Origin of the sequence: Duganella dendranthematis (assembly GCF_012849375.1) — a bacterium.
GTDB lineage: Bacteria > Pseudomonadota > Gammaproteobacteria > Burkholderiales > Burkholderiaceae_D > Rugamonas > Rugamonas dendranthematis.
Genome location: NZ_CP051684.1, coordinates 283,526 through 304,683, shown reverse-complemented (window position 1 = coordinate 304,683; position 21,158 = coordinate 283,526). Strand labels below are relative to the sequence as shown.

The following is a 21,158-nucleotide window of genomic DNA, read 5'->3' as shown; positions in this document are numbered from 1 at the left end:
GATAACGATAACCATGATGCAGCAAACCATATCTACTCTACCTCCGTACCTGAGCCTGGCGATCTGGCTCCCGATTATTTTCGGCCTGATCGTCCTGGCAGTGGGGCGCGACAGCAACGCCGGCTTTACCCGCGTGCTGACGCTGATCGCGTCCATCGTCAGCTTCGGCGCGACGATCCCGCTGGTCACGCACTTTGACAATGCCGCGCACGGCATGCAGTTCGTCGAGAAATCGGCGTGGATCGAGCGCTTCAACATCTTCTACTCGCTGGGCATCGACGGCCTGTCGCTGTGGTTCGTGCCGCTGACCGCCTTTATCACCATCATCGTGGTGATCTCGGCCTGGCAGGTGATCCAGAAACGCGTGGCCCAGTACATGGGCGCGTTCCTGATCCTGTCCGGCCTGATGATCGGCGTGTTCTGCGCCATGGACGGCCTGCTGTTCTACTTCTTCTTTGAAGCGACCCTGATCCCGATGTACATCATCATCGGTATCTGGGGCGGCGACAACCGTGTCTACGCCTCGTTCAAGTTCTTCCTGTACACCTTCTTCGGTTCGCTGCTGACGCTGGTTGCCATCATCTACCTGTACAAAGTCACCGGTAGCTGGGACATTCTGTACTGGCACAAGGCGCCGCTGACGATGACCGAGCAGGTCGCCATCTTCTTCGCCTTCTTCATGGCGTTCGCCGTCAAGGTACCGATGTTCCCGGTCCACACCTGGCTGCCGGACGTCCACGTGGAAGCGCCAACCGGCGGTTCCGCCGTGCTGGCCGCGATCATGCTGAAACTGGGCGCGTACGGCTTCATCCGCTTCTCGCTGCCGATCACCCCGGACGCCTCGCACTACCTGTCGGGCTTCGTCATCACCCTGTCGCTGATCGCCGTGATCTACGTCGGCCTGGTGGCACTGGTCCAGAAAGACATGAAGAAGCTAGTCGCCTACTCGTCGATCGCGCACATGGGCTTCGTCACCCTGGGCTTCTTCGTCTTCAACAGCATGGCCACCCAGGGCGCCATCATGCAAATGATCTCGCACGGCTTCGTGTCGGCCGCGATGTTCCTGTGCATCGGCGTACTGTACGACCAGGCGCACTCGCGTCAGATCGCCGACTACGGTGGTGTGGTCAACAAGATGCCGCGTTTCGCCGCCTTCTTCATCCTGTTCTCCATGGCCAACTGCGGCCTGCCAGCGACCTCCGGTTTCGTCGGCGAGTTCATGGTGATCCTGGGCGCCACCCAGTACAACTTCTGGATCGGCCTGCTGGCAGCCACCGCGCTGATCTTCGGCGCAGCGTACTCGCTGTGGATGGCCAAGCGCGTCATCTTCGGCAAAGTGGCCAACCACCACGTCGCCGAGCTGGTTGATCTGAATGGCCGTGAATTCCTGATGCTGGGCATTCTGGCAGTCTGCGTGCTGGCCATGGGCCTGTACCCAGCCCCATTCACCGACACCATGCAAACCTCGGTTGCGGACCTGCTGGCACACGTTGCACAGAGCAAGCTGCCGTTCCCGGCGCATTAAGAAGAAAACGGAAACGCATAAATGACTACACCTATTCCACAAGAGGCCGTGAACCTGGTCCCGGCCTACGCCGAGATCGCGTTATTGATCGGCGCCTCGGCGATCCTGCTGATCGATATGTTCCTGACCAAGGCGCAGCGTTCGTTCACCTACGCGCTGTCGCTGCTGATGCTGGTGGTCCTGGCCGGCATCAGCTACCACGACTACGCCGCCGGTACGACGACCTATACCTTCCACGGTATGTTCGTCTCCGATCCGATGGCCAACCTGCTGAAACTGTTCACCTACCTGACCGTGGGCATGACGCTGGTGTATTCGCGCCAGTACGCGGCGGACCGCGACATGCTGAGCGGTAACCTGGGCGGCGAGTTCTACGTGCTGGCGCTGTTCGCCATGATGGGCCAGATGGTGATGATCTCGGGTTCCAACCTGCTGTCGATCTACCTGGGCGTGGAACTGATGTCCCTGTCGCTGTACGCACTGGTGGCGATCCGTCGCGACAACGTGCGCGCGACCGAAGCGGCGATGAAGTACTTCGTGCTGGGCGCCCTGGCGTCGGGCTTCCTGCTGTACGGTATGTCGATGCTGTACGGCGCGACCGGCACGCTGGACATCGCCCAGATCTCGGCAGCGGCAGCCAGCGGCACCATCAACAAAACCATCCTGATCTTCGGCCTGGTGTTCCTGGTAGCCGGCCTGGCGTTCAAACTGGGCGCCGTGCCATTCCACATGTGGGTGCCGGACGTCTACGACGGTTCGCCAACCGCCGTGACCCTGCTGCTGGGCGGCGCACCGAAAATCGCTACCTTCGCGATCTGCATCCGCCTGCTGGTGGAAGGCCTGATGCCGATGGCCTTCGACTGGCAGCAGATGCTGATGGTGCTGGCCGTGCTGTCGCTGGCGATCGGTAACCTGACCGCCATCGCCCAGACCAACATCAAGCGTATGCTGGCGTACTCGACCATCGCACAAATCGGCTTCGTGCTGCTGGGCCTGCTGTCGGGCGTGGCGGGCACCACCGACGTGACCGGCCGCGACGCTGCCTACAGCGCCTCGATGTACTACGTGATCACCTACGTGCTGACCACCGTCGGTACCTTCGGCACGCTGATGCTGGCCTCGCGCGCCGGCTTCGACGCCGACAACCTGGCCGACTTCAAGGGCCTGAGCAAGCGTAATGGCTGGTTCGCGCTGGTGATGACCATCCTGCTGTTCTCGCTGGCTGGCGTGCCACCGATGATGGGCTTTGCCGCCAAGTTCGCTGTACTGAACTCGGTGCTGGCCACCGGCCAACTGTGGCTGACCATCTTCGCCGTGATGTTCTCGCTGATTGGTGCGTTCTACTATCTGCGCGTCATCAAGACCATGTGGTTTGACGAGCCGGTCGATACCGCGCCGATCGTCGCCCCGTTCGACATGAAGCTGGTACTGAGCATCAACGGCCTGGCCGTCGTTGCGCTGGGTGTTATGCCAGAAGGCATGCTGAAAGCCTGCATGGCCGCCATCAAAGCGACCCTCGCGACCTGATGGATACCTCCACCGCCGGCTGGTTGGTGATCGCGATTGCACTCGCGGCCGCCAACCTGCCGTTCTTCAACGACCGCCTGTTCGCCGTGGTCGGCGCCAAATGGCAGCGCAAGCCGCTGTACATCCGGCTGCTGGAAATGACGGCACTGTACATGGTGGTCGGTTTTATTGGCTTCGCCCTCGAAGCCAATATCGGCGTCCGCTTCCCGCAGGCGTGGGAGTTCTACGCAATCTCCGGCTGCCTGTTTGTGGTTCTCGGTTTTCCGGGATTCATCGTCCGTTACCTGCGCAAGCCTCACGGCTGATACACTATCGTTCTCATACGATCGTGGAGCAGGGATGGACAACCTCAAAGAAACGCGCATCGACGGTGAACTGGTCTACAACGGCCATTTCCTGAAGGTGCAGCGCGACATCATAGAACTCCCCAACGGCAAGCACACCAAGCGTGAATACATCCTGCACCCCGGTGCAGTGGTGATTCTGCCGTTGCTGGACGACGGCACGGTGCTGATGGAGCGCCAATATCGCTACCCATTGCATGACGTCTTCATCGAATTCCCGGCCGGGAAAATCGACAAGGGTGAAGACCCGTTGGTCGCCGCCAAGCGCGAGCTGGAAGAGGAAACCGGCTACACCGGCGGCGAATGGCAGTTCGTCAGCAAAATCCATAACGCCATCGCCTATTCCGACGAGCACCTGGACCTGTACCTGGCGCGCGGCCTGAAAGCCGGCCCGGCCAAACTGGATGAAGGCGAGTTTCTCGAAACCTTCACCGCCACCATCGACGAACTGCTGCAATGGGTCCGCGAAGGCAAGATCACCGACGTCAAGACTGTGATCGGCATCTTCTGGCTGGACAAGCTGCGCGCGGGCGACTGGAAGCTATGAAACCGTGGATGGCGTGTTTGCTGATGCTTGCCGCTGGTAGCGCGCAAGCGGCGCAGCAACGCACGCCATTCCAGATTCGCTGCGAAGACACGATCAGCAAGACGGTATCGGTGCTGTCGTCGAAGCAGAACGGCTTCACCGTCAACAACCAGCTGCCATACCGCGCATTGACTGCGCGCACCGGCAGCATGGACAACCGCATGCAGACACTCGGGCTGACGGTCACCAATGGCGTTTACCGCGCCACGCTGGGCGGGCCGATTCTGCAAGACCCGGCCAGCGGCTACGAATGCGTGGCGCCGCGCGTGACGATCCAGCTGAATTATTCGCCGGTGCTGATCTATGTCGGCAACGAGTTTGCGCCGGGCACCTGCGCGTACAAGGAAATCCTGACGCACGAGCAGCGCCACCTGAAAGCCTACATGGACAATCTGGCGCGGGTGGAAAAAGTGGTGACGGCGGCGTTAAACAAGCGTTTTGCCGGGCAGCCGATGTACGCGCCGTCCGGCACCGCCATGTCGGCGCTGGAGCACGAAATCAACGGTACCTGGTTCCCGTTCATCCAGGCGGAATTCGACAAGGGCAAGCTCGAACAGGCCAGGATCGACACGCCGCAGGAATACGCACGCCTGGCCCAGACCTGCAACGGCGAGATAGCGGCGATCGTGAATCGCCGCCGTAAATAGAGAAACTGATGACAGCAACAACTCAACAACCACCGCGCTACTTTGCGCTGCTGCCTGCCGCTGGCGTTGGCGCGCGCATGGCGGCCAACGGGCCGAAACAATACCTGACTGTCGGCGGCAAACCGATGCTGCGACATGCGGTGGACGCGTTTCGCGCTTCCGCGCTGGTGACGCATACCTACGTCGTCGTCAGCCCGGACGATGGCGTGATCGACTCGGTGCTGCCGTCGAACCTGGACGGCGTGACGGTGCTGCGCGTCGGCGGCGCCACGCGCATGGACTCGGTGCTGAACGGCCTGCGTGCGCTGACTGGCGTGCTCGATCAGTACGACCTCGTCATGGTGCACGACGCCGCGCGTCCCGGTCTGACGCCGGCCTTGATCGCCAAACTGATCGACGGCGTCGGCGATGATCCGGCCGGCGGATTGCTGGCCATGCCGGTAGTCGACACCATCAAGCGCAGCGCCCCCGCGACGGACGGCTCAAGAACCAGCGCCGCCACCGTGCCACGCGATGGCCTGTGGGCCGCGCAAACGCCACAAATGTTCAGCTACGGATTGCTGCTGCGCGCCTTGGGCAGCGCTCCCGACGCCAATGCGATCACCGACGACGCCAGCGCCGTCGAAATGCTGGGCCATGCACCGCGCCTGATCGAAGGCCATCCACGGAATTTAAAAGTAACGCTGCCAGCGGACATCCGCATCGCCGAAATGTACCTGGCTAACAAGGAAGACTAAACATGAGCAAACTCCCATTCCGCATCGGTCAAGGCTATGACTGCCACGCGCTGGTGGAAGGCCGCAAACTGATTATCGGCGGCGTAGACATCCCGCACCACGTCGGCCTGCTGGGCCACTCGGATGCCGACGTGCTGCTGCACGCGATCACCGACTCGATCCTGGGCGCCGCTGCCCTGGGCGACATCGGCAAACACTTCCCAGACACCGATCCAGAATTCAAAGGCGCCGACTCGCGCAAGCTGTTGAAGGAGGCCGCCAGGCGTGTGGTGGCGACCGGCTATAGTATCGGCAACATCGACTGCACCATCATCGCCCAGCGTCCGAAGATGGCGCCGCACATCCCATCGATGCGCGCCAACATCGCCGAGGATTTGGGCGTGGACATCAGCCAGGTCAACGTCAAGGCCAAGACCAATGAGAAGCTGGGTTACCTCGGACGTGAAGAAGGCATCGCTGCTGAATCCATCGCTTTGCTGATTGCCTCATAAAAAATCGTCGCATCGTTTTCCAGCACGGCGACCGCCACGTCGCGCGACACGGCGGGATAGTCACGGAGGAAGTCCGCCATCGGCCGTCCCGCCAACAAATAGTCGAACATCCGCTTGACCGGCACTAGCGTGTCTTTGAAAACTGGCATGCCGCCGAGGATGTCCGGCTCCATCTGCACCAATGGCGTGATCGATTTCATAAACGCCAGCACCGCAGGATCAAAAGGGTCCAGCGGCGATTGACGGGGCGGAATCACGCGACCGTTAAAGTAATGTACCGGCTCACCAAAATACCTCGGATCATATTCCGGCCCATCCTCATCAATGATGATTTCGTCGTCGTGATTGGGCATCGCATTAAACCAGCTATCCTGATCGTCGAAGGTATCTTCTTGATTCTTGTCGAGTGGCTTTTCTGAATGAAATGATTCGTAGTCCATTGCGCCTCTCCGTGTAAGTGATGCATACGATCTGGGCGTTCCACCAGCCGTAAGCGTTGTAGCGTTGTTCGCCGTAGTCATGGCGGAAATCTTCAATGACGAGTGCTTCAGCTTCAAGCACAGCACAAGCGTCGGCGAAGTCCAGGCCGTGCTTACGCAGATTGCTCTTGCGCTTAGCTGCGTCCCATGTATAGATAGTCATTTCAGTGTAGCGGCTTGACGATATCCTTCAAGCGGACTGAAAAGCCAGCGGACTCAGGGCATCTTCACCATCGTCCGCTTGCTGTTTGCCTGATCTTTAGTTTGGATCAAAGGTGCGTGATTTGATATCCTGGAGATGAAGTCATGCCAGCTCTTCGCATGACGGCTGCGTACGCCAAGAATGCCTTCAAGCGGTTTAGGAGTTTTGTGAAGAATCGATTCATCTTTTTAGGCTGGTTTGCTTTTGCTTTTGCTTTGCAGGCCAGTGCGCAAACCATTCATTGTGATGCCGTCAGTACTCGCTTGAACGAGCTGGCGGGTGGCGACCAGAAAATTCGGCAAGCGCTGCATCAACAGGCCACTGCCGCTGAACAGGAGCGTGTGCAAAAGCGCCAGATGGTCATCGATAGCGAGAATCTGCAACACCTGAAAGCGATCGTCGCAGCGTGCGGGTGGCCCAAGACCACAAAGGGCAGCCATGCCGCCTGGTTGCTAGCCCAGCATGCGGATAGCGACCTCGCGTTTCAACGCAGTGCAAAGGAACTGCTGGAAGCTTCAGTCAAAGCAGGCATTGCCGCACCGCTCGATGTTGCCTACCTTGCCGATCGCATTGCCACCAACGAAGGCCGCCCACAAGAGTATGGAACGCAATTCTCGCTGACGGATCGCTGCCACCTGGTACTCGATCCGGTGGATGATCGGAAACTGGTCAACCGTCGCCGCCTGGCGATTGGGCTGCAAAGTCTGGAAGAATACGAGGCAGAAGCCCGCCGGCGTTTTATCCCGGCTGATTGCCCCCCAGCGGTGGGCCGTTAGCCAACTTATTTTGGCGTCGCCGTTGCGGTGGTGACCGGCACGCCAAATGAGGCTTGCAGCGTCTCGTAATGATCGATGTCCAGCGCGTCGCCGCCTTCGGTGAAGATCAGCTGGGCGCCGTCCTTGGAGACGAACTGGTCGGGGGACGTGGGGAAGATTTCCACAGTGGGCTTGCCCCTGAGTCCTATATAGAAACGGCCGACCCGGCGGCTGAAGCGCACGATGTCGCCGTTATTCAGCACGTACTCGTACTCGAACGCCTTGAAGTCCTGCGGCTCCATGTGATAGCGCCGCGCCTTGACCGTTACGCTCCCAATGGGATCAGCCGCTGCGGCAGCGCTGAGCGCTTGCTCTTGTTGCTGGGCAGAAGCGGACGCGACGGAAAAGCAGAGTGCCGCAGCGGCCAGGCGTGAAGCGATTATTTTCATAAGAGCCTCCAATGAGTTAGTAAAAAGATACTATCTCATTGTAATGCCGTATGCAATTGTTTTCAGTTATCGGGGCAGAGGGATGACTTCGCCAATGCCGGAGTGGTCGTGATGGTCGCCGAAAATCCGCTCCAGTTCAACCTGCGCGAATTCGCCCGTGCAGTGGCCGGCGGCGACGCGTTCGATATGCCAGCGCGATTTGAAATTGTTGACTACTTCGCTGACCTGCTGGTCGCTCTTGTCGACCAGATGCAGACCGCCGACGATGGTGTAGAGCTGCGTATCGTACTGCGCCGCCGCTTCCAGAATTCGTTCGATGCCAGGATGCGAACAGCCGACCACAACCGCCAAGCCCTTCGGCGTCTTGATCGCCAAAGATAGTTCGTTCAGCTCCAGTGTGCCTTTGCTGTCAGAAACCGTCTTCACCAAAAACAGCCCCGGTGCGATTTCTACCGACTTATCGATCAATGTGAATTTGGTGTTTGGCCATGGCGAATCGATGGTCAGGTTTTCCGGTGGTTTGCCGTTGAAATAGCGCAGGTCGGGAGTGATGCCGGCGGCATTGCGCAGCAACGCCTTGGCCGCAGGAGGAGATGGCGGCGTACCGAATGAGCCGGTTTCCAGCGGCGCATAAATCTTCACATGGGGATTCTGCTCCAGCACATACGCCAGTCCGCCAGTATGGTCGCCGTGCCGATGCGAGATGACGACGAAGTCCAGCGTCTTCAGGTCGATATTCAGCTTGCGTACATTGTCCGCAAAGGCCTGATACTGGCCGCCCGCGTCAAACAAAATCCGTTTGCCGCCGTACTCCACCAGCGCCGAATAGCCCCAGCCACGCTCCAGGTTCGATGGTTTGCCGAACGCGTCAAAGATCACTGTGACGCGCGCTGGGTTCTCATCAGCGTGTACGGGAAAAAGGCAGGACAGGCCTGCCAGCAAAACCATCAAGCGTAGCAACTTCATTTCAGATCCTTTGGAGAACGATACGGATCGATCGATTGTCACGCGATGGCCATTCTTTTACCAAGTCTATTTGCGCATATCCTTATTGGTTTTCTGAGGACGGCGCCAGGAGACTTTGCAGGCGGTCTGCTGTGCCGGAAATCCGTTGAAGTCGCGGGTAGCGCAGGGACTCGAAGTAGGCGATGCTGACGGTGTACGATGCGCCGTCGGCGTCGAAGGATAGTTCGATTGGCTGTTTGCTGGCAGCGGCATCGCGGATGGCTTGTTTGAGCAGATCGTCCGTGTACGGCTTGCCCGCGACGGCCGTCAGACGGGTGCCAAGGCTGATGCCGGCCTTGAAGGCGGGGCTTTCCCACGCCACGCTTTTCACCGCGCCTTTTTTGCCGATCACCAGTCCCAGCGAAGTGGAGAGGTCAATGCCGCCCAGGTCCGCTTCGTGCTGCACGAAGAAATCGGTCGGCTGGTCGGTGTACACCAGCTGATAGCCGCCACGCTTCAGGCCATCCAGCAGATGCGTGTCGTCATGCGCGTTCAGGCGCGTGTTGAAATACGCCGCCCAGTTGTATGGTGCAATCTGGTTCAAGGCCTTGCACACGTCGTCGAAAGTGTAGGTGGAGATGGTGCGGGAATTCTGCCCCAGGCCGAAGAAGGTGGCGGCAAAATCGAGCATGCTTTTCCGACCGCCGCTCAGTTCACGCAGCAGCATGTCGACATCCAGCCACAGCATCACACCTTCCGGGTAGTAGTCCTCGCGCCGCTGCCAGTCGCGCCAGTGGACTGGCTTGGCCGGCATGTACAGCGCATCGACGGTGCTGTCCTGTAGCGACTTCCACACGCGCCCCGGACGATTGGCCATCAGCGACGCGTCGACCGCCAGCGCATCCAGGCTTTGCTCCATCGTGCGCAAGCCAAGGCGCCGCGACATGACGTGGGCCCAGAATTCGGTCTGGCCTTCGTACACCCACAGCAGGCTGCCGCGCATCGGCAGGTTCAGGTTGGGCGACCACAAATCGGCCGGCTGTCGCGTGCGGCCATTCCACGAATGGATAAATTCATGCGCCACCAGATTGGCCATCAAGACCTGTTCGCCCACATCGCGCGCGTAGTTGGCGGAGACGTTGATCTCGGTCGATTCCTGATGCTCGACGCCACCTCCGGACGGCATCACGTCGGACAGGGACATCAGCAGATCGAAGTGGCGATAGTGCTGCGAACGGAATAACTGCGGCACCGCCGTCGCCATCGCGCGGAATTTTTCCACCAGCGCGGGCGGCAGGTCCAGCGCAGCGTCGTTATCGCCGAACATATTCAGGCGCACCGGGATGGCCGGTGCATTGGTTAGCTCTACACGCTTGTAGTAGCGGCCAGCGTACACCGGCGCGTCGGCCAGATCCTCGAAGCTGGCCGGCTTGAACGAGACGCGATTGGCGTTCGCCTGCGCCGTTTCCAGCGAGGTGGCGAACTGGAAGCCCTCGGGCATCGTCAACTCCGCCTGCACGCCGATATTGCGAATGAACCAGCCGGCAGGGTAGAGCGCCACCTTGGACCAGGGCAGCGTCAGCATGTCGCGCGAAATGAGTTTAGGGCCGTTCGCTGCGGGCAGGTACTGGAATTCCAGTTCCAGCTCGCGCGTGCCGGCGGGAACGTCGATATGGAACGCAAACGGGTTGACGACATCGCGCCGCCATTCCAGCCTGCGCTGGCCGGCTTTGATGATCAGGCCCGCCAGCGCCGCCGCTTCCTGCGTGGCCGAATGACTGCCGGTTTCCCACTGCGGATACAGCAGCACCATGGCGCCTGCCTTCTGTACCGGAATGGTCTCGCGCACGCGGAAGATTTTATGCACGCTGTCTGAAGCGTCGACCTTGAGCGTAATGTCACCTTTAAACGGAATATCACGCGGCGCGGCGATGGCAGGAGCCGCAGGCGCCGGTTGCGGGCCAACGCTGGCATACGCAGGAATCACGCAAGCCAAGGTGAGAAGAGGGAGCAGCAGCTTGTTCATTGCACGCCAAATGAAATCCACGGGACGCCAAGAATATCTGTACGCCCGCGCGGTGTAAAGCCATTAGCGCGGGCGTTCAGTTACACCAGCACGCCGCCGCCGTCGACGGTGTGCACCTGGCCGGTGGCGAAGCCGCTGGTCATCAGGAACAGGTAGGCCGCCGCGACGTCCTCCGCCGAGCCGACGCGGCCCACCGGCAGCTTTGCGGCCAGGTCAGCGTACATGCGCTGGCAGGCTTCTTCCGTCATGCCCGACCACAGATTGGTCGCTACCACGCCTGGCGATACCGCATTGACGCGAATGGGCGCCAGTTCCACCGCCAGCGCGCGCGTCAAGGCTTCCACTGCGCCGCACACGCTGGCGACCAGCGTCCAGTTGGCGTGCGGTTTTTGTGCCGCGATGCCGGTGGTGAAGGTCAGCGAACCGCCCGGCCGCAGGTTACGCACGCCGTATTTCGCCGCCGCCATCGCGCCCCAGTAGCGGATCTCGAACGCGGAGCGCGCCGTCTGCAAGTCGGTGTCCGGGAGCGGCGCAAGCTGTAGCGAGTCGCCGGCTGTGTAGACCAGGTGATCGAATGCGCCGCAGGTGTTGAAGAAGCGCTCTATCGCGCTTTCGTCACGCAGATCCACCGTGCAGCCTTGGGCCTTGGGTCCGAGCACCGCCAACGCTTTCTCGATGCGCGTCATCTGGCTGGAGACGATCATGACTTCCGCGTCCTCACGCAAGGCTTCACGCGCCACGGCGAGACCGATCCCGGACGAAGCACCCAGCACGATCACGCGCTGACCATACAAGCGGCCGCTCATGCCTGCACCCGCGCCAGCAGTCCGGCGATGGCATGGTCTAGCGTGACGGTGCCTTTGCGCGACCCGCTTTCCCCTTTTTCGAACTCGATCCAGCCTTCGTTAAAGCCATCCAGCATTTGCATGCGCGGCGTTGGATTGGTCATGCCTTGCGCCGCAAACAGCTCGGCCCAGGTGTCGCGTGGCACGGCGCGCGCGCTCACTTCGCGGCTCAGCAGGCGGCTGAAGCTGGCGGCGATGTCGGCAGGGCTGATGCGTTGCGGTCCTTCCAGTTCGACCACGCGGGTGCCTTGCCAGGTCTGTTGCAGCAGCTCGGCCGCCAGCGTGGAGATGTCGGCGCAGGCCACCATCGGCACCGGACGCTCCAGTGGTTGCAGGAAGCTGGCGATGCTGCCAGCGCGCGCGGATGGCACGTCCCACTGGTAATTCTCGATAAACCATGCGGCGCGCAGGAAGGTCACCGGCAGATCCAGCGAACCGAGTTCGCGCTCCATGATGCCCAGCTGATTGAGCAGGTTGGGCTGCGTGGCTTGCGCGCCGATGGTCGACAGTACGACAACCCGTGACGGACGCGCCGTTGCCAGTGCCAGGCGCAGGGCGGCGATGCTGCGGCGCGCTTCTGGAAAGCCTTCGGTCGGATCGAAGGTTGGCGGCAGCAGCACGAACACCGCTTCGGCGCCGATAAAGGCATGGGCCAGTGCGTCAGCGTCGTTGATGTCGGCCAGCGCGACTTCGGCGCCGTGGGCGGCCCAGCTCTGGCCTTTGGCCGCGTCACGCACCACGGCGCGCACGGGCAGGCCGGCGGCCAGCAATTGCCTGCCCAGCTCCGAACCGACTTGTCCCGTAATACCGGTAATTGCATACATCTGATTCTCCTTGTGAAGTTGATGGGAGAATTTTGCTGCAAAACGTCCAATACTCCGATAGCATGGAACGCATATCATTGATGACTAATCGGCATATATGGCATTCGACGAAAAAACCGTGAACGGTATGCGCGTGCTGGCCGCAATTGTGGACAGCGGCAGTTTCGTGCGCGCTGGCGAGGCGCTGGCGATGTCGCAGTCGGGCGTCAGCCGCGCCGTCGCCCGGCTGGAGGCCCGGCTCAATATCCGGCTGTTCGACCGCACCACGCGCAAGGTGTCGCTCACCGACGAGGGCCGCCGCTTCTACGCGCAGATCAATCCACTGCTGGCGGGGTTGGAAGATGCCGTGGCGTCCGCAGGCGAGGGCGCCGTTGTGGTGCGCGGCCGGCTGCGGGTGAATGTCGATCCGCTGCTTGCGCGCCTGCTGCTGGGTCCAAAGCTGGGCGCCTTTGTTAAGCAGTATCCGGAACTGGAGCTGGACCTGACTGTGCGCGATCACTTGGGCGATATGGTCGGCGATGGTTTCGACCTCGCCGTCCGCCTCGGTCATCCGCAGACCTCATCGCTGATCGCCCGCAAGCTGATGGACACGCGCGTGCTCACCGTCGCCACGCCGGCCTATCTGCGCAAGCACGGCACGCCGACGAAGCCGTCCGACCTGGAAAGCCCGGACCACGTCTGCATCCACTTCCGCAACCCGGTCACGGGGCGGCCATTCGACTGGGAGTTTCATCGCGGCGGCAAGGTGACCATTGTGCATCCACGCGGCCAGGTCACGCTCAACGATCCGGGCACGATGGAGAGCGTGCTGCTGTCGGGTTATGGCTTGGCGCAGGTGATCGATCTGGCGGTGCAGCCGCTGCTGCGTTCCGGCGCCCTGACGCCGGTGTTGACGGCATGGCCGGACGAACGTTTTCCGCTGTATGCGCTGTACCCGTCGCGCCAGCATCCGCCGGCCAAGACGCAGGCCTTCCTGGCCTTTGTCCAGTCTCTGCTACCATGACGGCTTTTAGGAGTAGCAGGAGTAGCAAATGACGACGCGGGATATGACGGCGTACCGCAAGGTAGCGGTGCATTCGGAGGAGTGGAATGGCCAGGTGGAGATCCATCCGATGCCAGGCCAGGCCTATGCGACGGATCTCAACGTGCAGTGTTCGCGCCGCATGTGCGACACCCGCATCTACCCGCTCGGCACCAGCTTCCTGGTAGACGCCAAACTGACGGACCGCCTGGGCGGTCCGCAGTACCTGTACGTCTGGCATGGCGACGACATCAACGTGATGTCGGACCAGGAGGCGGAAGTCTTCCTCGGCGCTTATCGCCGCGTCAGACTGTAACGCTTTAATGCACCGCGTGTAGCTTGGTGGCCGGCTGTTCGCCGTCCTGTGCCCAGCGCATGGTGACTGCCGCCATGGCCAGTGCCAGTACGCCGCCCACCACCATGGCGCTCGATACACCCAGATGATCGACCGCCACGCCACCAACCAGCGCACCGCTGGCCAGCGCAATCTGCGCGGTGGTGACGAATACCGCGCCGCCGCTTTCCATCGCATGCGGCGCCGCCTGGAAGATCCAGGTCTGCACCGACATCGGCATCATGCCGAACGCAATGCCCCACACGATGACCAGCAATGTTGCACCGATCAGGCCGGTGCCCAGCAACGGCAGCAGCGCGGTTGACAGGCCCATCACCACGCCAGTGGTGATCAGGCCGGCACGCACGCTGCGCGCCAGGATCTTGCCGCCGATGACGTTACCTGCCAGGCCGGCCGCGCCGTACACCAGCAGCAGGATGCTGATGGTGCGGGCGTCCAGATGCGCCACCTGGCTGAGGAACGGGGTGATGTAGGTGTAGGCGGCAAACTGGCCGATGAACACCAGCATGGTGATGAGAATGCCTAGCCGTGCCTTCGGCACGCGCAGCATTTCCGGCAACTGGCGGAAGGTCACCGACGATTTGGCCGGCAGCGACGGCAGCAGGCGCATTTGCGTTAGCAGCACCAGCAACGCGACCACGCCACCGGCATGGAAGGCAATGCGCCAGCCGAACAATTCGCCCAGCAGCGCACCGGCCGGCACACCGGCCACGGTGCCGATGGAAACGCCGGCAAAAATCATCGACAGCGCGCGCGGCTCGGAGCCGGGCGGCACCAGCCGCGTGCTAAGCGCCGGTCCCAACGCCCAGAAGCCGCCGACGCCGATACCCAGCAACGCGCGGCCGAACAGCACCAGCGGGAAGGAATGCGACAGGGCGACGATCAGGTTGGACACCAGCATGGTGCCGGTCAGGCTCCACAGCACGAAGCGACGGTCGGTCTTGCCGATGCCGACCGTGACCAGGATGGCGGCCAGCGCTGCGACTAAACCGGGCACGGTGACCATCATGCCGGCCACGCCTTCGGTCACGCCCAGTTCGGCGGCAATCGCCGGCAGCAGGCCGACCGGCAGGAATTCGGTGGTCACCAGCGCGAAGGCGCCGATGGCGATCGATATCACAGCCGGCCACGGCGAGTGGTGGTGCGACGGTGAGGTTTCGGCCTCGGTGGCCAGGGTGTTGGTTTGATTTTGCATGATCGTCCTGAAAAAGCTTGAGTTTTTTACTGGTCGGTTCATAATGTGCGTCAGGAGATACTTTGTCAATAAATATTTAACCGATCGGTATGAAAGAGCGAAAAATCGGCCGTCCACGCACCTTCGATGCAGACCAGGCGCTGGATAAAGCCATGAGAGTATTCTGGGAAAAGGGCTACGAAGGCAGTTCCTTGCCCGAGCTGACGGAAGCCATGGGCATGAACCGGCCCAGCCTGTACGCGGTGTTCGGCAACAAGGAGAACCTGTTCAAGCTGGCGCTGGAGCGCTACGGCGCCACCCACGATCCGCTGTTCAACGCTGCGCTGGAAGAGAAAACCGCGCGCGGTGTGGTCGAGCATTTCCTGCGCGGCAATGCCGATGCCCAGACCGAGGAGGAGAATCCGCACGGTTGCCTGGTCATCAACGGCGCGCTGGCGTGCAGCGACGATGCGCTGCCGATCCGCAATTCCCTGATCGAGCGCCGCGCCGCCGCGGAAGCGCGCCTGCGCGACCGCTTCGACCGCGCCAAGGCCGAGGGTGATTTGCCGGAAGATTTCTGCGCCAGCCAGATGGCGCGCTATGTGATGACGATGTCCAACGGCATGGCGGTGCAGGCCGGCGCCGGGGCCACCCGCCAGCAATTGCAGGAAGTCGTCGATCAGGTATTGCGCGGCTGGCCGGGCGCCTGACGCGGCTTACATTCCCACGTGCTCGCGTGCTGACCCGCTGGCTTGCTGACCTGCCGGCCGCTGGCCAAGTCAGGGCGGGTAGGCCAGTTCCGCCGGCACGTTCAGCTCCAGCCAGGTGCCTTTGTCGGGCTTGCTGACCACGATCAGCTTGGCGCCCAGGTTTTGCGCGCGTTCGCGCATGCCCAGCATGCCCCAGTGTCCCTGCTGAATGCTTTTTTGCAGCTGTTGCTCGTCGTAGCCCTTGCCGTTGTCGACGATGCGCAGCGTCACCACATCATTGGCGTAGCAGATTTCCGCCGTCACCAGTGTGGCTTCGGCGTGCTGGAAGGCGTTGCGCAACGCCTCCTGGCCGATCTCGCTTAATTCTTCCTGCACGATCACGCTCAACGCGCGCCGCTGGCCTTCGATCTCCAGCGCAAAGCGGGTGGCCGGATGCAGCACCGTCAGGTATTCGCCCAGATGCTGGAGCTTGCGCTCGGGATCGCTGCCCCGGCGTAGCTGCTGCACCTGCGCGCGGCCCTCGTCCATCGCCTGGGTGGCGCTGCCCAGCACTTTTTGCAGGCGGGTGCGCGCCGGGCCGCCGTCGGGCAAGTCTTGCGCCACCGCGTGGATCTGCAACGCCAGCCCTTGCACGCTTTGCAGGAAGGTATCGTGCAGCGTGCGGGCAATACGTTCGCGCTCCGCCAGTCCGGCCTGCATGCGGTTCTGCACTTGGTGCGTAATGCGGCGGGTGGCGATCTTCAGGCGGTATTTGTGCAGGCCGTAGACCAGTCCAAGCAGCAGCGCCGCGCACAGCAGCCGGAACCACCAGGTCTGGGCGATGGTTGGCGCGATCGTGATTGGCAGCACGGCGGTCGATTCGCTGACCACGCCATCCTCGTTGACGGCGCGCACGCGGAACGCATATTGGCCCGGGCCGACGTTGGTGTAATAGGCGGCGCGGCGCGTGCCGGCGTCTTCCCATTCCGTGTCCACGCCTTCCAGCTGGTACTGGAAGCGCATGCCTTCCGGCTTGCGCAGGCCCGGCGCGGTGTAATGGATGGTCAGGTTGGACGAACCGGGCGGCAGATGCAGCGCGCCATCGGCCGGGTAGGCGCCTTTCTGGGTTTCCACCCGCAACAGCTGGACATTCGGACGCACCGGATTGGTCTGGACCTGATCCAGGTCCAGCCGCACCAGGCCGCCGGAGGCGCGCGCCCACAGGCGTTGGTTGTCGATGTTGATCAGCGTGCTCAGCCGGTTATCGAAGGCGGCGCGGCCAGGATAGCCTTCCTGCGCGTCGATCAGATCAAACTTCAGCGGCAGCCTGGGCTGGCGCAACGCGGCGTCCCAGTCCTCGCGGCGGATGCGCACCAGTCCCTTGGCGCCGTTCAGCCAGCGGTCGCCGTTGGGCAGCAGCGTCAGGCCGGTGACATTGCGCAGCGCTTCCGCGTCGGGCGGCCCCAGCAGCTCGAACTGCTGGCCGCGCCGCACGGCGATGCCATGCTCGCCTCCCACCACCAGTTGCGGGCCCGGGAAAATGCCCGACTCGGCGCCGACCACGCGGATGTCGAATTCGGACAGCTTGCCGTTGTCGTACAGGCTCAGGCCGCCGTCGCTGTGGCTCAGCCACAACTGGCCGGTGTCGCCCGGCGCCGACATGGTGATCAGCGGCGGCAGGTTGAAGGCCTGGCGTGGCAACCACTTGCCGTCGACCAGCGCCATCAGGCCGGTCTGCAACGACATCATCCACAGCGCCTTGCCGTCGTCCAGCACGCCCAGCACCGTCAGATCGGCCGGCTTGCCGCCCGCCGTCGGCAGCGCGATGGTGCTGGTGGCGCCGTGCAGCACGCGCGTGATCTCGCGCTTGCCGACCAGCAGCATGGCGCCGTCGCGGTCCTTGCCCAGCACCTGCGCATAACGCCTCGGCTGCGCTTGCGGTGGCTGCCCCGGCGTCACTTTCCACAGCGTGCCGTCCGAATATTCGGCAGCCCACAGCTGGCCCTCGCTATCGGCGGCGATGCTGAACACGCCGGAACGGCTGGGGATGTTGGCGGCCACCAGCTTGTTCATGCGGAAGCGGTCGACGCCGGCATGGGTGGACACCCAGACATTCCCTTCGCGGTCTTCCAGCATGGCATTGACCGCCACCGAACTGAGCTGCCAATGCTGGTCGAGCTGGTCGTGCCTGGCGGCGGCCAGCGTCACCGGCTGGCCGGCCTGGATCTGCTCGCGGCTGATGCGGCATACGCCGATCGGGCATTGCAGCAGCCACAAATTGCCGTCGCGGTCGAACTGGCCGCGCAGCCGCGCTTCCTGCTGGTTGAATTCGGGCCGGCGCGGCAGCTGCTGGCCGGTCGGCGGCATCGGCACCGGCTGCGCGCCTTGCGGCGACAGTGTCCAGATCTGGCCATCCGGCGATTGTGTCAGCAAGCCGCGCAGCGCATCGCCCGGCAAGCGCTTGAGCTGGCCGGCGGCGCGGTCCACCAGCGACACATGCTCGCCGTTGCCGACCCAGACGCGGTCGTACTGGTCGATCAGCACGCTGAGGTTGTCGGTGTGCCACTCCGCGCCGGTGGACACCGTCTGCCAGCGTCCCGCGCGGTAGCGGTGCAGGCCGCTGTCACTGGCGGCCCATATTGTGCCCTCGGCGTCCATGTCCATCGCCAGCGGCGATTCAATCTGGTGCCAGTCGGCCTGGCCCAGCTGTTCGACCTTGCCGTTGGCATGGAGCACGCCGACGCCGTCGAATAAATAACCCAGCAGCAGGTCCCCATTCGGCAGCGCACGCAGGTAGTTGATCTGGTTGTTGGCCAGCGGATAGCGCTCGAATCGTACGCCGTCAAACCGGTATAGCCCGTCCTTGCTGCCAATCCACAGCCAGCCGTCGCGGGTCTGCGCCATGCCTTGGCTGTTTTGCGGCACGCCGTCCTTGTCGGTCCAGGCCGCATGGTTGAGGTCGGACAGCGGAATGCGCGCATCGAGTGCCGCAGCCGGACGCGCGATGGCCAGTACCAACAGCAGGGAAAGCAGCAGAACTCGCATCAATCGGCGCCGCTATCCTCGTCGCCATCGCCATCATCGTTGTCGGCGCCATCCTTGACTGCATGCGCGCGGGCGGCATCCACCCCGGCCTGCAACTTGGCGGCATTGGCCAGGAACTGGTCGACGCTGCGGTTGTCGCTGTGGCGCACTTCCGGCGGCAGCAGCACCGACATGTACAGCTCGTCGGAAGCGCGGCCGGTGCTTTGCAGATTGCTCAACACGACCAGTCCCGAACAGGCCAACAGCATCACCGTAGTGGCGATCAGGAAGCGGCGCGGGTGGTGCGGCTTGATGGTAATCAGGTGGAAGAAAATCATCGCGCAGGCAATCGCCAGCGTGACCAGATTGCCGTAGCGCGTCAGCGATTCGGCCGACCAGGCATAGGCCAGCACCGCGCTGCCGCCGCGCCACAGGCCGACCACCGCCAGCGCGCTGCCGAGGATGAACAAATGGCGGCCGAGCCGTGCATGGGTGCCGAACAGGCGGTTGGCCAATGCCCACACGCCGGCCCACAGCAAACCGGCGGCCAGGCTGGAGGCCAGCACCAGCAGGTAGCGGATCAGGGCAAACGGTTCGACGTCGCTAAGCCAGGTTTCCAGGCAGCTGAAGATGGCGATCAGCACCAGGCCGATGGTGGCCGGCGTCGCGCCTTCCCAGCTATGCATGGTGGTATCGGCGATTTCCGCCGCCACCGGAAAGTCCGACGGCCGCACCCGCAGCCGCGTGTGGCCGAGCCGCACCACGGTGTCGCCGTCCAGCGTGATGCTGGTTTGGCGACGGCCTTTGTGGATGGTGCCGTTCTTGCTGCCGAGGTCGCGCAAGATCACCTGGTTGTGCTGGTCGGTTTCGACGATGGCGTGGCTGGCGGCGCTGTGGGCGTCGTCCAGGATGATTTCATTGTCGTAGGCGCGGCCGATGCGGATAGGCAGCGCGGCGACCTTGTGCCGGTGCAGCACGTCTCCATTGCGGGCCAGGATTTCGACGAAGTAGGGGGCTTTCATTTGACGCCGCCTTTCTTCGCCACGTCGGCGACAGGCTTGAGCGACAGCGAATCGAGAAATACGCGCGACAGGCGCATGCCGTTTTCATACGAGACGCCGCGCGCATCCAGCCGGCTTTGCAGGCTCATCAAGCCCTGGTCGGTGCTGGCGGTCAGCAGGGCGAAGTCGTACAGGCCGGCGAACTTGCGGTAGGCGCGCACGCACAGCACGGCGCGCAGCGGCAGATCCTTGTTCTTGACGAAGTCTTCGGTGCAGTTGGGGCCGGTCAGGCGCGAGTCCTTGTTGCTGCCGAAATGCTCGTTGCGGAACGAGGCGCTGGCCAGCTGGGCGAAACGCAGCTTGTCGAGCCCGGCGCTGCGCAGGAACTGGTGGCGGATCGCGATCTGGCCGGTTTGCAGGGAGCCGCTGACGAAGATCGCCGATTCCATCGCACAGCTGGCGTCGTCCACCGTGAACGGCTTGTCGGCCTTGACGTTGGAACGGCCCCAGCAGCGCATCTGCTCGGATTCGCGCACCGGCACTTGATACGGCCCCATCGGCTTCAAGCTCAGCGGGCTGGACAGCAGCTGGTTGACCATCGCGGTCTGGTGCGCCAGCAGCTGGCCGGCCACCACGGCGGTGAAATCGGTCGGCGCTTTCTGCTGGGTTTCCACCTTGTTGAGGATGTCCTGGGCGTAGCGGGCCGGCACCAGGAAGCTGACCAGTTCGCCGTCGAGGCGCTTGGAGACGTTGATGCCGGCCACCGAACCGTCGGCCGTCACGCTGGGGCCGCCGCTCATGCCGGAGTTGATCGGGCCGGTGAACATCAGCTGGTCGTAAAAGCTGCGCGCGATGACGCCGTTGTAGGCGCCTTCCGAAATCGCAAAGCCGAGGTCGAGCGGATTGCCCATCGAGTACAAATACTGGCCTTGCGTCAGGCGCGCCAGTTGCGGCGGCATCTTGAAGAAGCCGGTACCGTTGCGGCTGACGCGCAGCACCGCCAGGTCGTGCAGCACATCGACCGCAAGCAGTTCCACATTGCCGCGCTGGCCGCTGGTGTCGACCCACTCGCCGACGTAGGTGTCGGGATCGAGCGCGAACTGGGATACCACGTGGTAATTGGTCACCACCAGGTTGCTGGTGCCGATCAAAAAGCCGGAGCCGACCGAGGATTGGGTGCGGCCGCTTTTCAGCAGCGAGCGCACTTGCAGGATGTCGTTCTTGGCGGAAGCATACAGGTGTTGGGCGGCGCTGGACGGCGGCGGCAACGGCGCGGCGTCGCCATTGGCGTCGGCGCCCGGCGCGGCGGAGGCGGCTGGCGGCGTGCCAGCTGGCGCCACCGCAGCTGCGGGCGCCGCCGCGTGGGGCGGTTGGCCGGCGGGCGGCCTGGCGGCGGGCTGGGCCGGCGCAGCAGCAGTAGCAGCGGCGGCAGCGGAGGCCGCGCCATGGCCGGCGGCGGCCCAGATCAAAACAAGGGTACTAGCGAGCCTGGTGACTTTCATGCATTCCTTC

22 protein-coding genes are annotated in these 21,158 nt (G+C 62.8%); 11 read left to right on the top strand and 11 right to left on the bottom strand.

Annotation, left to right across the window (positions count from 1 at the left end):
* The first annotated feature begins 13 nt into the window (after positions 1 to 13).
* From HH213_RS01505 to ispF, 7 genes are read left to right on the top strand one after another with little or no spacing between them, the layout of a single operon-like run.
* Positions 14 to 1,525, top strand: a complete 1,512-nt coding sequence (locus HH213_RS01505; protein WP_110848928.1) for an NADH-quinone oxidoreductase subunit M — start codon at positions 14 to 16, stop codon at positions 1,523 to 1,525.
* 21 nt (positions 1,526 to 1,546) lie between these two features.
* Positions 1,547 to 3,052, top strand: coding sequence for an NADH-quinone oxidoreductase subunit NuoN (nuoN, locus tag HH213_RS01500; RefSeq protein WP_110848927.1), 1,506 nt, complete (start codon positions 1,547 to 1,549; stop codon positions 3,050 to 3,052).
* Positions 3,052 to 3,357, top strand: a complete 306-nt coding sequence (locus HH213_RS01495) for a DUF2818 family protein (RefSeq protein WP_169110329.1) — start codon at positions 3,052 to 3,054, stop codon at positions 3,355 to 3,357. Before nuoN ends, HH213_RS01495 begins: the two co-directional genes overlap by 1 nt.
* Before the next feature lie 34 nt (positions 3,358 to 3,391).
* A complete protein-coding gene (locus HH213_RS01490) occupies positions 3,392 to 3,943 on the top strand; it encodes an NUDIX domain-containing protein (protein ID WP_169110327.1) in 552 nt (183 codons plus the stop codon).
* Positions 3,940 to 4,629 (top strand): hypothetical protein, encoded by a 690-nt coding sequence (locus HH213_RS01485; RefSeq protein ID WP_110848924.1) that lies wholly within the window; start codon positions 3,940 to 3,942, stop codon positions 4,627 to 4,629. The genes HH213_RS01490 and HH213_RS01485 overlap by 4 nt, the downstream gene beginning before the upstream one ends.
* Positions 4,630 to 4,637: 8 nt before the next feature.
* Complete coding sequence (gene ispD / locus HH213_RS01480; protein ID WP_110848923.1) at positions 4,638 to 5,366, top strand: 2-C-methyl-D-erythritol 4-phosphate cytidylyltransferase; 729 nt, start codon at positions 4,638 to 4,640, stop codon at positions 5,364 to 5,366.
* 2 nt (positions 5,367 to 5,368) lie between these two features.
* On the top strand, positions 5,369 to 5,857 hold the full coding sequence (gene ispF, locus HH213_RS01475; RefSeq protein WP_169110325.1) for a 2-C-methyl-D-erythritol 2,4-cyclodiphosphate synthase: 489 nt from the start codon (positions 5,369 to 5,371) through the stop codon (positions 5,855 to 5,857).
* Here ispF and HH213_RS29825 read toward each other — a convergent pair.
* The gene (locus HH213_RS29825) at positions 5,797 to 6,297 is read right to left on the bottom strand and encodes a DUF433 domain-containing protein (RefSeq protein ID WP_217363484.1); all 501 of its coding nucleotides are present in this window, start codon (positions 6,295 to 6,297) and stop codon (positions 5,797 to 5,799) included. The genes ispF and HH213_RS29825 overlap by 61 nt on opposite strands.
* Positions 6,224 to 6,499 (bottom strand): BrnT family toxin, encoded by a 276-nt coding sequence (locus tag HH213_RS30620; RefSeq protein ID WP_169110324.1) that lies wholly within the window; start codon positions 6,497 to 6,499, stop codon positions 6,224 to 6,226. The genes HH213_RS29825 and HH213_RS30620 overlap by 74 nt, the downstream gene beginning before the upstream one ends.
* Positions 6,500 to 6,642: 143 nt before the next feature.
* Here HH213_RS30620 and HH213_RS01460 point away from each other — a divergent pair, with 143 nt between their 5' ends.
* Entirely contained in the window at positions 6,643 to 7,314 is a 672-nt protein-coding gene (locus HH213_RS01460) for a DUF6624 domain-containing protein (RefSeq protein WP_169110323.1), read from the top strand.
* Between the two features lie 5 nt (positions 7,315 to 7,319).
* On the opposite strand, the gene HH213_RS01455 is transcribed toward HH213_RS01460, so the two are convergent.
* The 5 genes from HH213_RS01455 to HH213_RS01435 form a co-directional block, all read right to left on the bottom strand.
* Positions 7,320 to 7,742, bottom strand: a complete 423-nt coding sequence (locus HH213_RS01455; RefSeq protein ID WP_169110322.1) for a hypothetical protein — start codon at positions 7,740 to 7,742, stop codon at positions 7,320 to 7,322.
* A 66-nt stretch (positions 7,743 to 7,808) separates the two neighbouring features.
* Positions 7,809 to 8,750, bottom strand: a complete 942-nt coding sequence (locus HH213_RS01450; RefSeq protein ID WP_169110321.1) for an MBL fold metallo-hydrolase — start codon at positions 8,748 to 8,750, stop codon at positions 7,809 to 7,811.
* Positions 8,751 to 8,790: 40 nt separating this feature from the next.
* Positions 8,791 to 10,713: a M61 family metallopeptidase gene (locus HH213_RS01445; RefSeq protein ID WP_169110320.1), complete on the bottom strand. Its 1,923-nt coding sequence runs from the start codon at positions 10,711 to 10,713 to the stop codon at positions 8,791 to 8,793.
* A gap of 80 nt (positions 10,714 to 10,793) precedes the next feature.
* Positions 10,794 to 11,519, bottom strand: coding sequence for an SDR family oxidoreductase (locus HH213_RS01440; RefSeq protein ID WP_169110319.1), 726 nt, complete (start codon positions 11,517 to 11,519; stop codon positions 10,794 to 10,796).
* Positions 11,516 to 12,382 (bottom strand): NmrA family NAD(P)-binding protein, encoded by an 867-nt coding sequence (locus HH213_RS01435; RefSeq protein WP_169110317.1) that lies wholly within the window; start codon positions 12,380 to 12,382, stop codon positions 11,516 to 11,518. Before HH213_RS01435 ends, HH213_RS01440 begins: the two co-directional genes overlap by 4 nt.
* A 97-nt stretch (positions 12,383 to 12,479) precedes the next feature.
* On the opposite strand from HH213_RS01435, the gene HH213_RS01430 reads away from it, so the two are divergent.
* A complete protein-coding gene (locus HH213_RS01430; protein ID WP_169110315.1) occupies positions 12,480 to 13,385 on the top strand; it encodes a LysR family transcriptional regulator in 906 nt (301 codons plus the stop codon).
* Positions 13,386 to 13,413: 28 nt separating this feature from the next.
* Positions 13,414 to 13,719: a hypothetical protein gene (locus HH213_RS01425; protein ID WP_169110313.1), complete on the top strand. Its 306-nt coding sequence runs from the start codon at positions 13,414 to 13,416 to the stop codon at positions 13,717 to 13,719.
* A 4-nt stretch (positions 13,720 to 13,723) separates the two neighbouring features.
* On the opposite strand, the gene HH213_RS01420 is transcribed toward HH213_RS01425, so the two are convergent.
* Complete coding sequence (locus HH213_RS01420) at positions 13,724 to 14,953, bottom strand: MFS transporter (protein ID WP_169110311.1); 1,230 nt, start codon at positions 14,951 to 14,953, stop codon at positions 13,724 to 13,726.
* Positions 14,954 to 15,042: 89 nt separating this feature from the next.
* Between HH213_RS01420 and HH213_RS01415 the strand changes: the two genes are divergently transcribed.
* Positions 15,043 to 15,642 (top strand): TetR/AcrR family transcriptional regulator, encoded by a 600-nt coding sequence (locus HH213_RS01415; protein WP_169110309.1) that lies wholly within the window; start codon positions 15,043 to 15,045, stop codon positions 15,640 to 15,642.
* A gap of 69 nt (positions 15,643 to 15,711) precedes the next feature.
* On the opposite strand, the gene HH213_RS01410 is transcribed toward HH213_RS01415, so the two are convergent.
* Genes HH213_RS01410 through HH213_RS01400 form a run of 3 tightly spaced genes read right to left on the bottom strand, consistent with a single transcriptional unit; the run spans position 15,712 to position 21,148 of the window.
* Positions 15,712 to 18,666 (bottom strand): sensor histidine kinase, encoded by a 2,955-nt coding sequence (locus HH213_RS01410; protein WP_169110307.1) that lies wholly within the window; start codon positions 18,664 to 18,666, stop codon positions 15,712 to 15,714.
* A complete protein-coding gene (locus HH213_RS01405; RefSeq protein WP_169110305.1) occupies positions 18,666 to 19,667 on the bottom strand; it encodes an FHA domain-containing protein in 1,002 nt (333 codons plus the stop codon). The genes HH213_RS01410 and HH213_RS01405 overlap by 1 nt, the downstream gene beginning before the upstream one ends.
* The gene (locus tag HH213_RS01400) at positions 19,664 to 21,148 is read right to left on the bottom strand and encodes a S1 family peptidase (protein WP_169110303.1); all 1,485 of its coding nucleotides are present in this window, start codon (positions 21,146 to 21,148) and stop codon (positions 19,664 to 19,666) included. Before HH213_RS01400 ends, HH213_RS01405 begins: the two co-directional genes overlap by 4 nt.
* Between the last annotated feature and the right edge of the window lie 10 nt (positions 21,149 to 21,158).

Bases quoted from the DNA above. Each gene is read 5' to 3' on its own strand.
- HH213_RS01505 (WP_110848928.1), top strand. From the start codon at position 14: ATGATGCAGCAAACCATATCTACTCTACCTCCGTACCTGAGCCTGGCG.
- nuoN (WP_110848927.1), top strand. From the start codon at position 1,547: ATGACTACACCTATTCCACAAGAGGCCGTGAACCTGGTCCCGGCCTAC.
- HH213_RS01495 (WP_169110329.1), top strand. From the start codon at position 3,052: ATGGATACCTCCACCGCCGGCTGGTTGGTGATCGCGATTGCACTCGCG.
- HH213_RS01490 (WP_169110327.1), top strand. From the start codon at position 3,392: ATGGACAACCTCAAAGAAACGCGCATCGACGGTGAACTGGTCTACAAC.
- HH213_RS01485 (WP_110848924.1), top strand. From the start codon at position 3,940: ATGAAACCGTGGATGGCGTGTTTGCTGATGCTTGCCGCTGGTAGCGCG.
- ispD (WP_110848923.1), top strand. From the start codon at position 4,638: ATGACAGCAACAACTCAACAACCACCGCGCTACTTTGCGCTGCTGCCT.
- ispF (WP_169110325.1), top strand. From the start codon at position 5,369: ATGAGCAAACTCCCATTCCGCATCGGTCAAGGCTATGACTGCCACGCG.
- HH213_RS29825 (WP_217363484.1), bottom strand. From the start codon at position 6,297: ATGGACTACGAATCATTTCATTCAGAAAAGCCACTCGACAAGAATCAA.
- HH213_RS30620 (WP_169110324.1), bottom strand. From the start codon at position 6,499: ATGACTATCTATACATGGGACGCAGCTAAGCGCAAGAGCAATCTGCGT.
- HH213_RS01460 (WP_169110323.1), top strand. From the start codon at position 6,643: ATGCCAGCTCTTCGCATGACGGCTGCGTACGCCAAGAATGCCTTCAAG.
- HH213_RS01455 (WP_169110322.1), bottom strand. From the start codon at position 7,742: ATGAAAATAATCGCTTCACGCCTGGCCGCTGCGGCACTCTGCTTTTCC.
- HH213_RS01445 (WP_169110320.1), bottom strand. From the start codon at position 10,713: ATGAACAAGCTGCTGCTCCCTCTTCTCACCTTGGCTTGCGTGATTCCT.
- HH213_RS01440 (WP_169110319.1), bottom strand. From the start codon at position 11,519: ATGAGCGGCCGCTTGTATGGTCAGCGCGTGATCGTGCTGGGTGCTTCG.
- HH213_RS01435 (WP_169110317.1), bottom strand. From the start codon at position 12,382: ATGTATGCAATTACCGGTATTACGGGACAAGTCGGTTCGGAGCTGGGC.
- HH213_RS01430 (WP_169110315.1), top strand. From the start codon at position 12,480: ATGGCATTCGACGAAAAAACCGTGAACGGTATGCGCGTGCTGGCCGCA.
- HH213_RS01425 (WP_169110313.1), top strand. From the start codon at position 13,414: ATGACGACGCGGGATATGACGGCGTACCGCAAGGTAGCGGTGCATTCG.
- HH213_RS01420 (WP_169110311.1), bottom strand. From the start codon at position 14,953: ATGCAAAATCAAACCAACACCCTGGCCACCGAGGCCGAAACCTCACCG.
- HH213_RS01415 (WP_169110309.1), top strand. From the start codon at position 15,043: ATGAAAGAGCGAAAAATCGGCCGTCCACGCACCTTCGATGCAGACCAG.
- HH213_RS01410 (WP_169110307.1), bottom strand. From the start codon at position 18,666: ATGCGAGTTCTGCTGCTTTCCCTGCTGTTGGTACTGGCCATCGCGCGT.
- HH213_RS01405 (WP_169110305.1), bottom strand. From the start codon at position 19,667: ATGAAAGCCCCCTACTTCGTCGAAATCCTGGCCCGCAATGGAGACGTG.
- HH213_RS01400 (WP_169110303.1), bottom strand. From the start codon at position 21,148: ATGAAAGTCACCAGGCTCGCTAGTACCCTTGTTTTGATCTGGGCCGCC.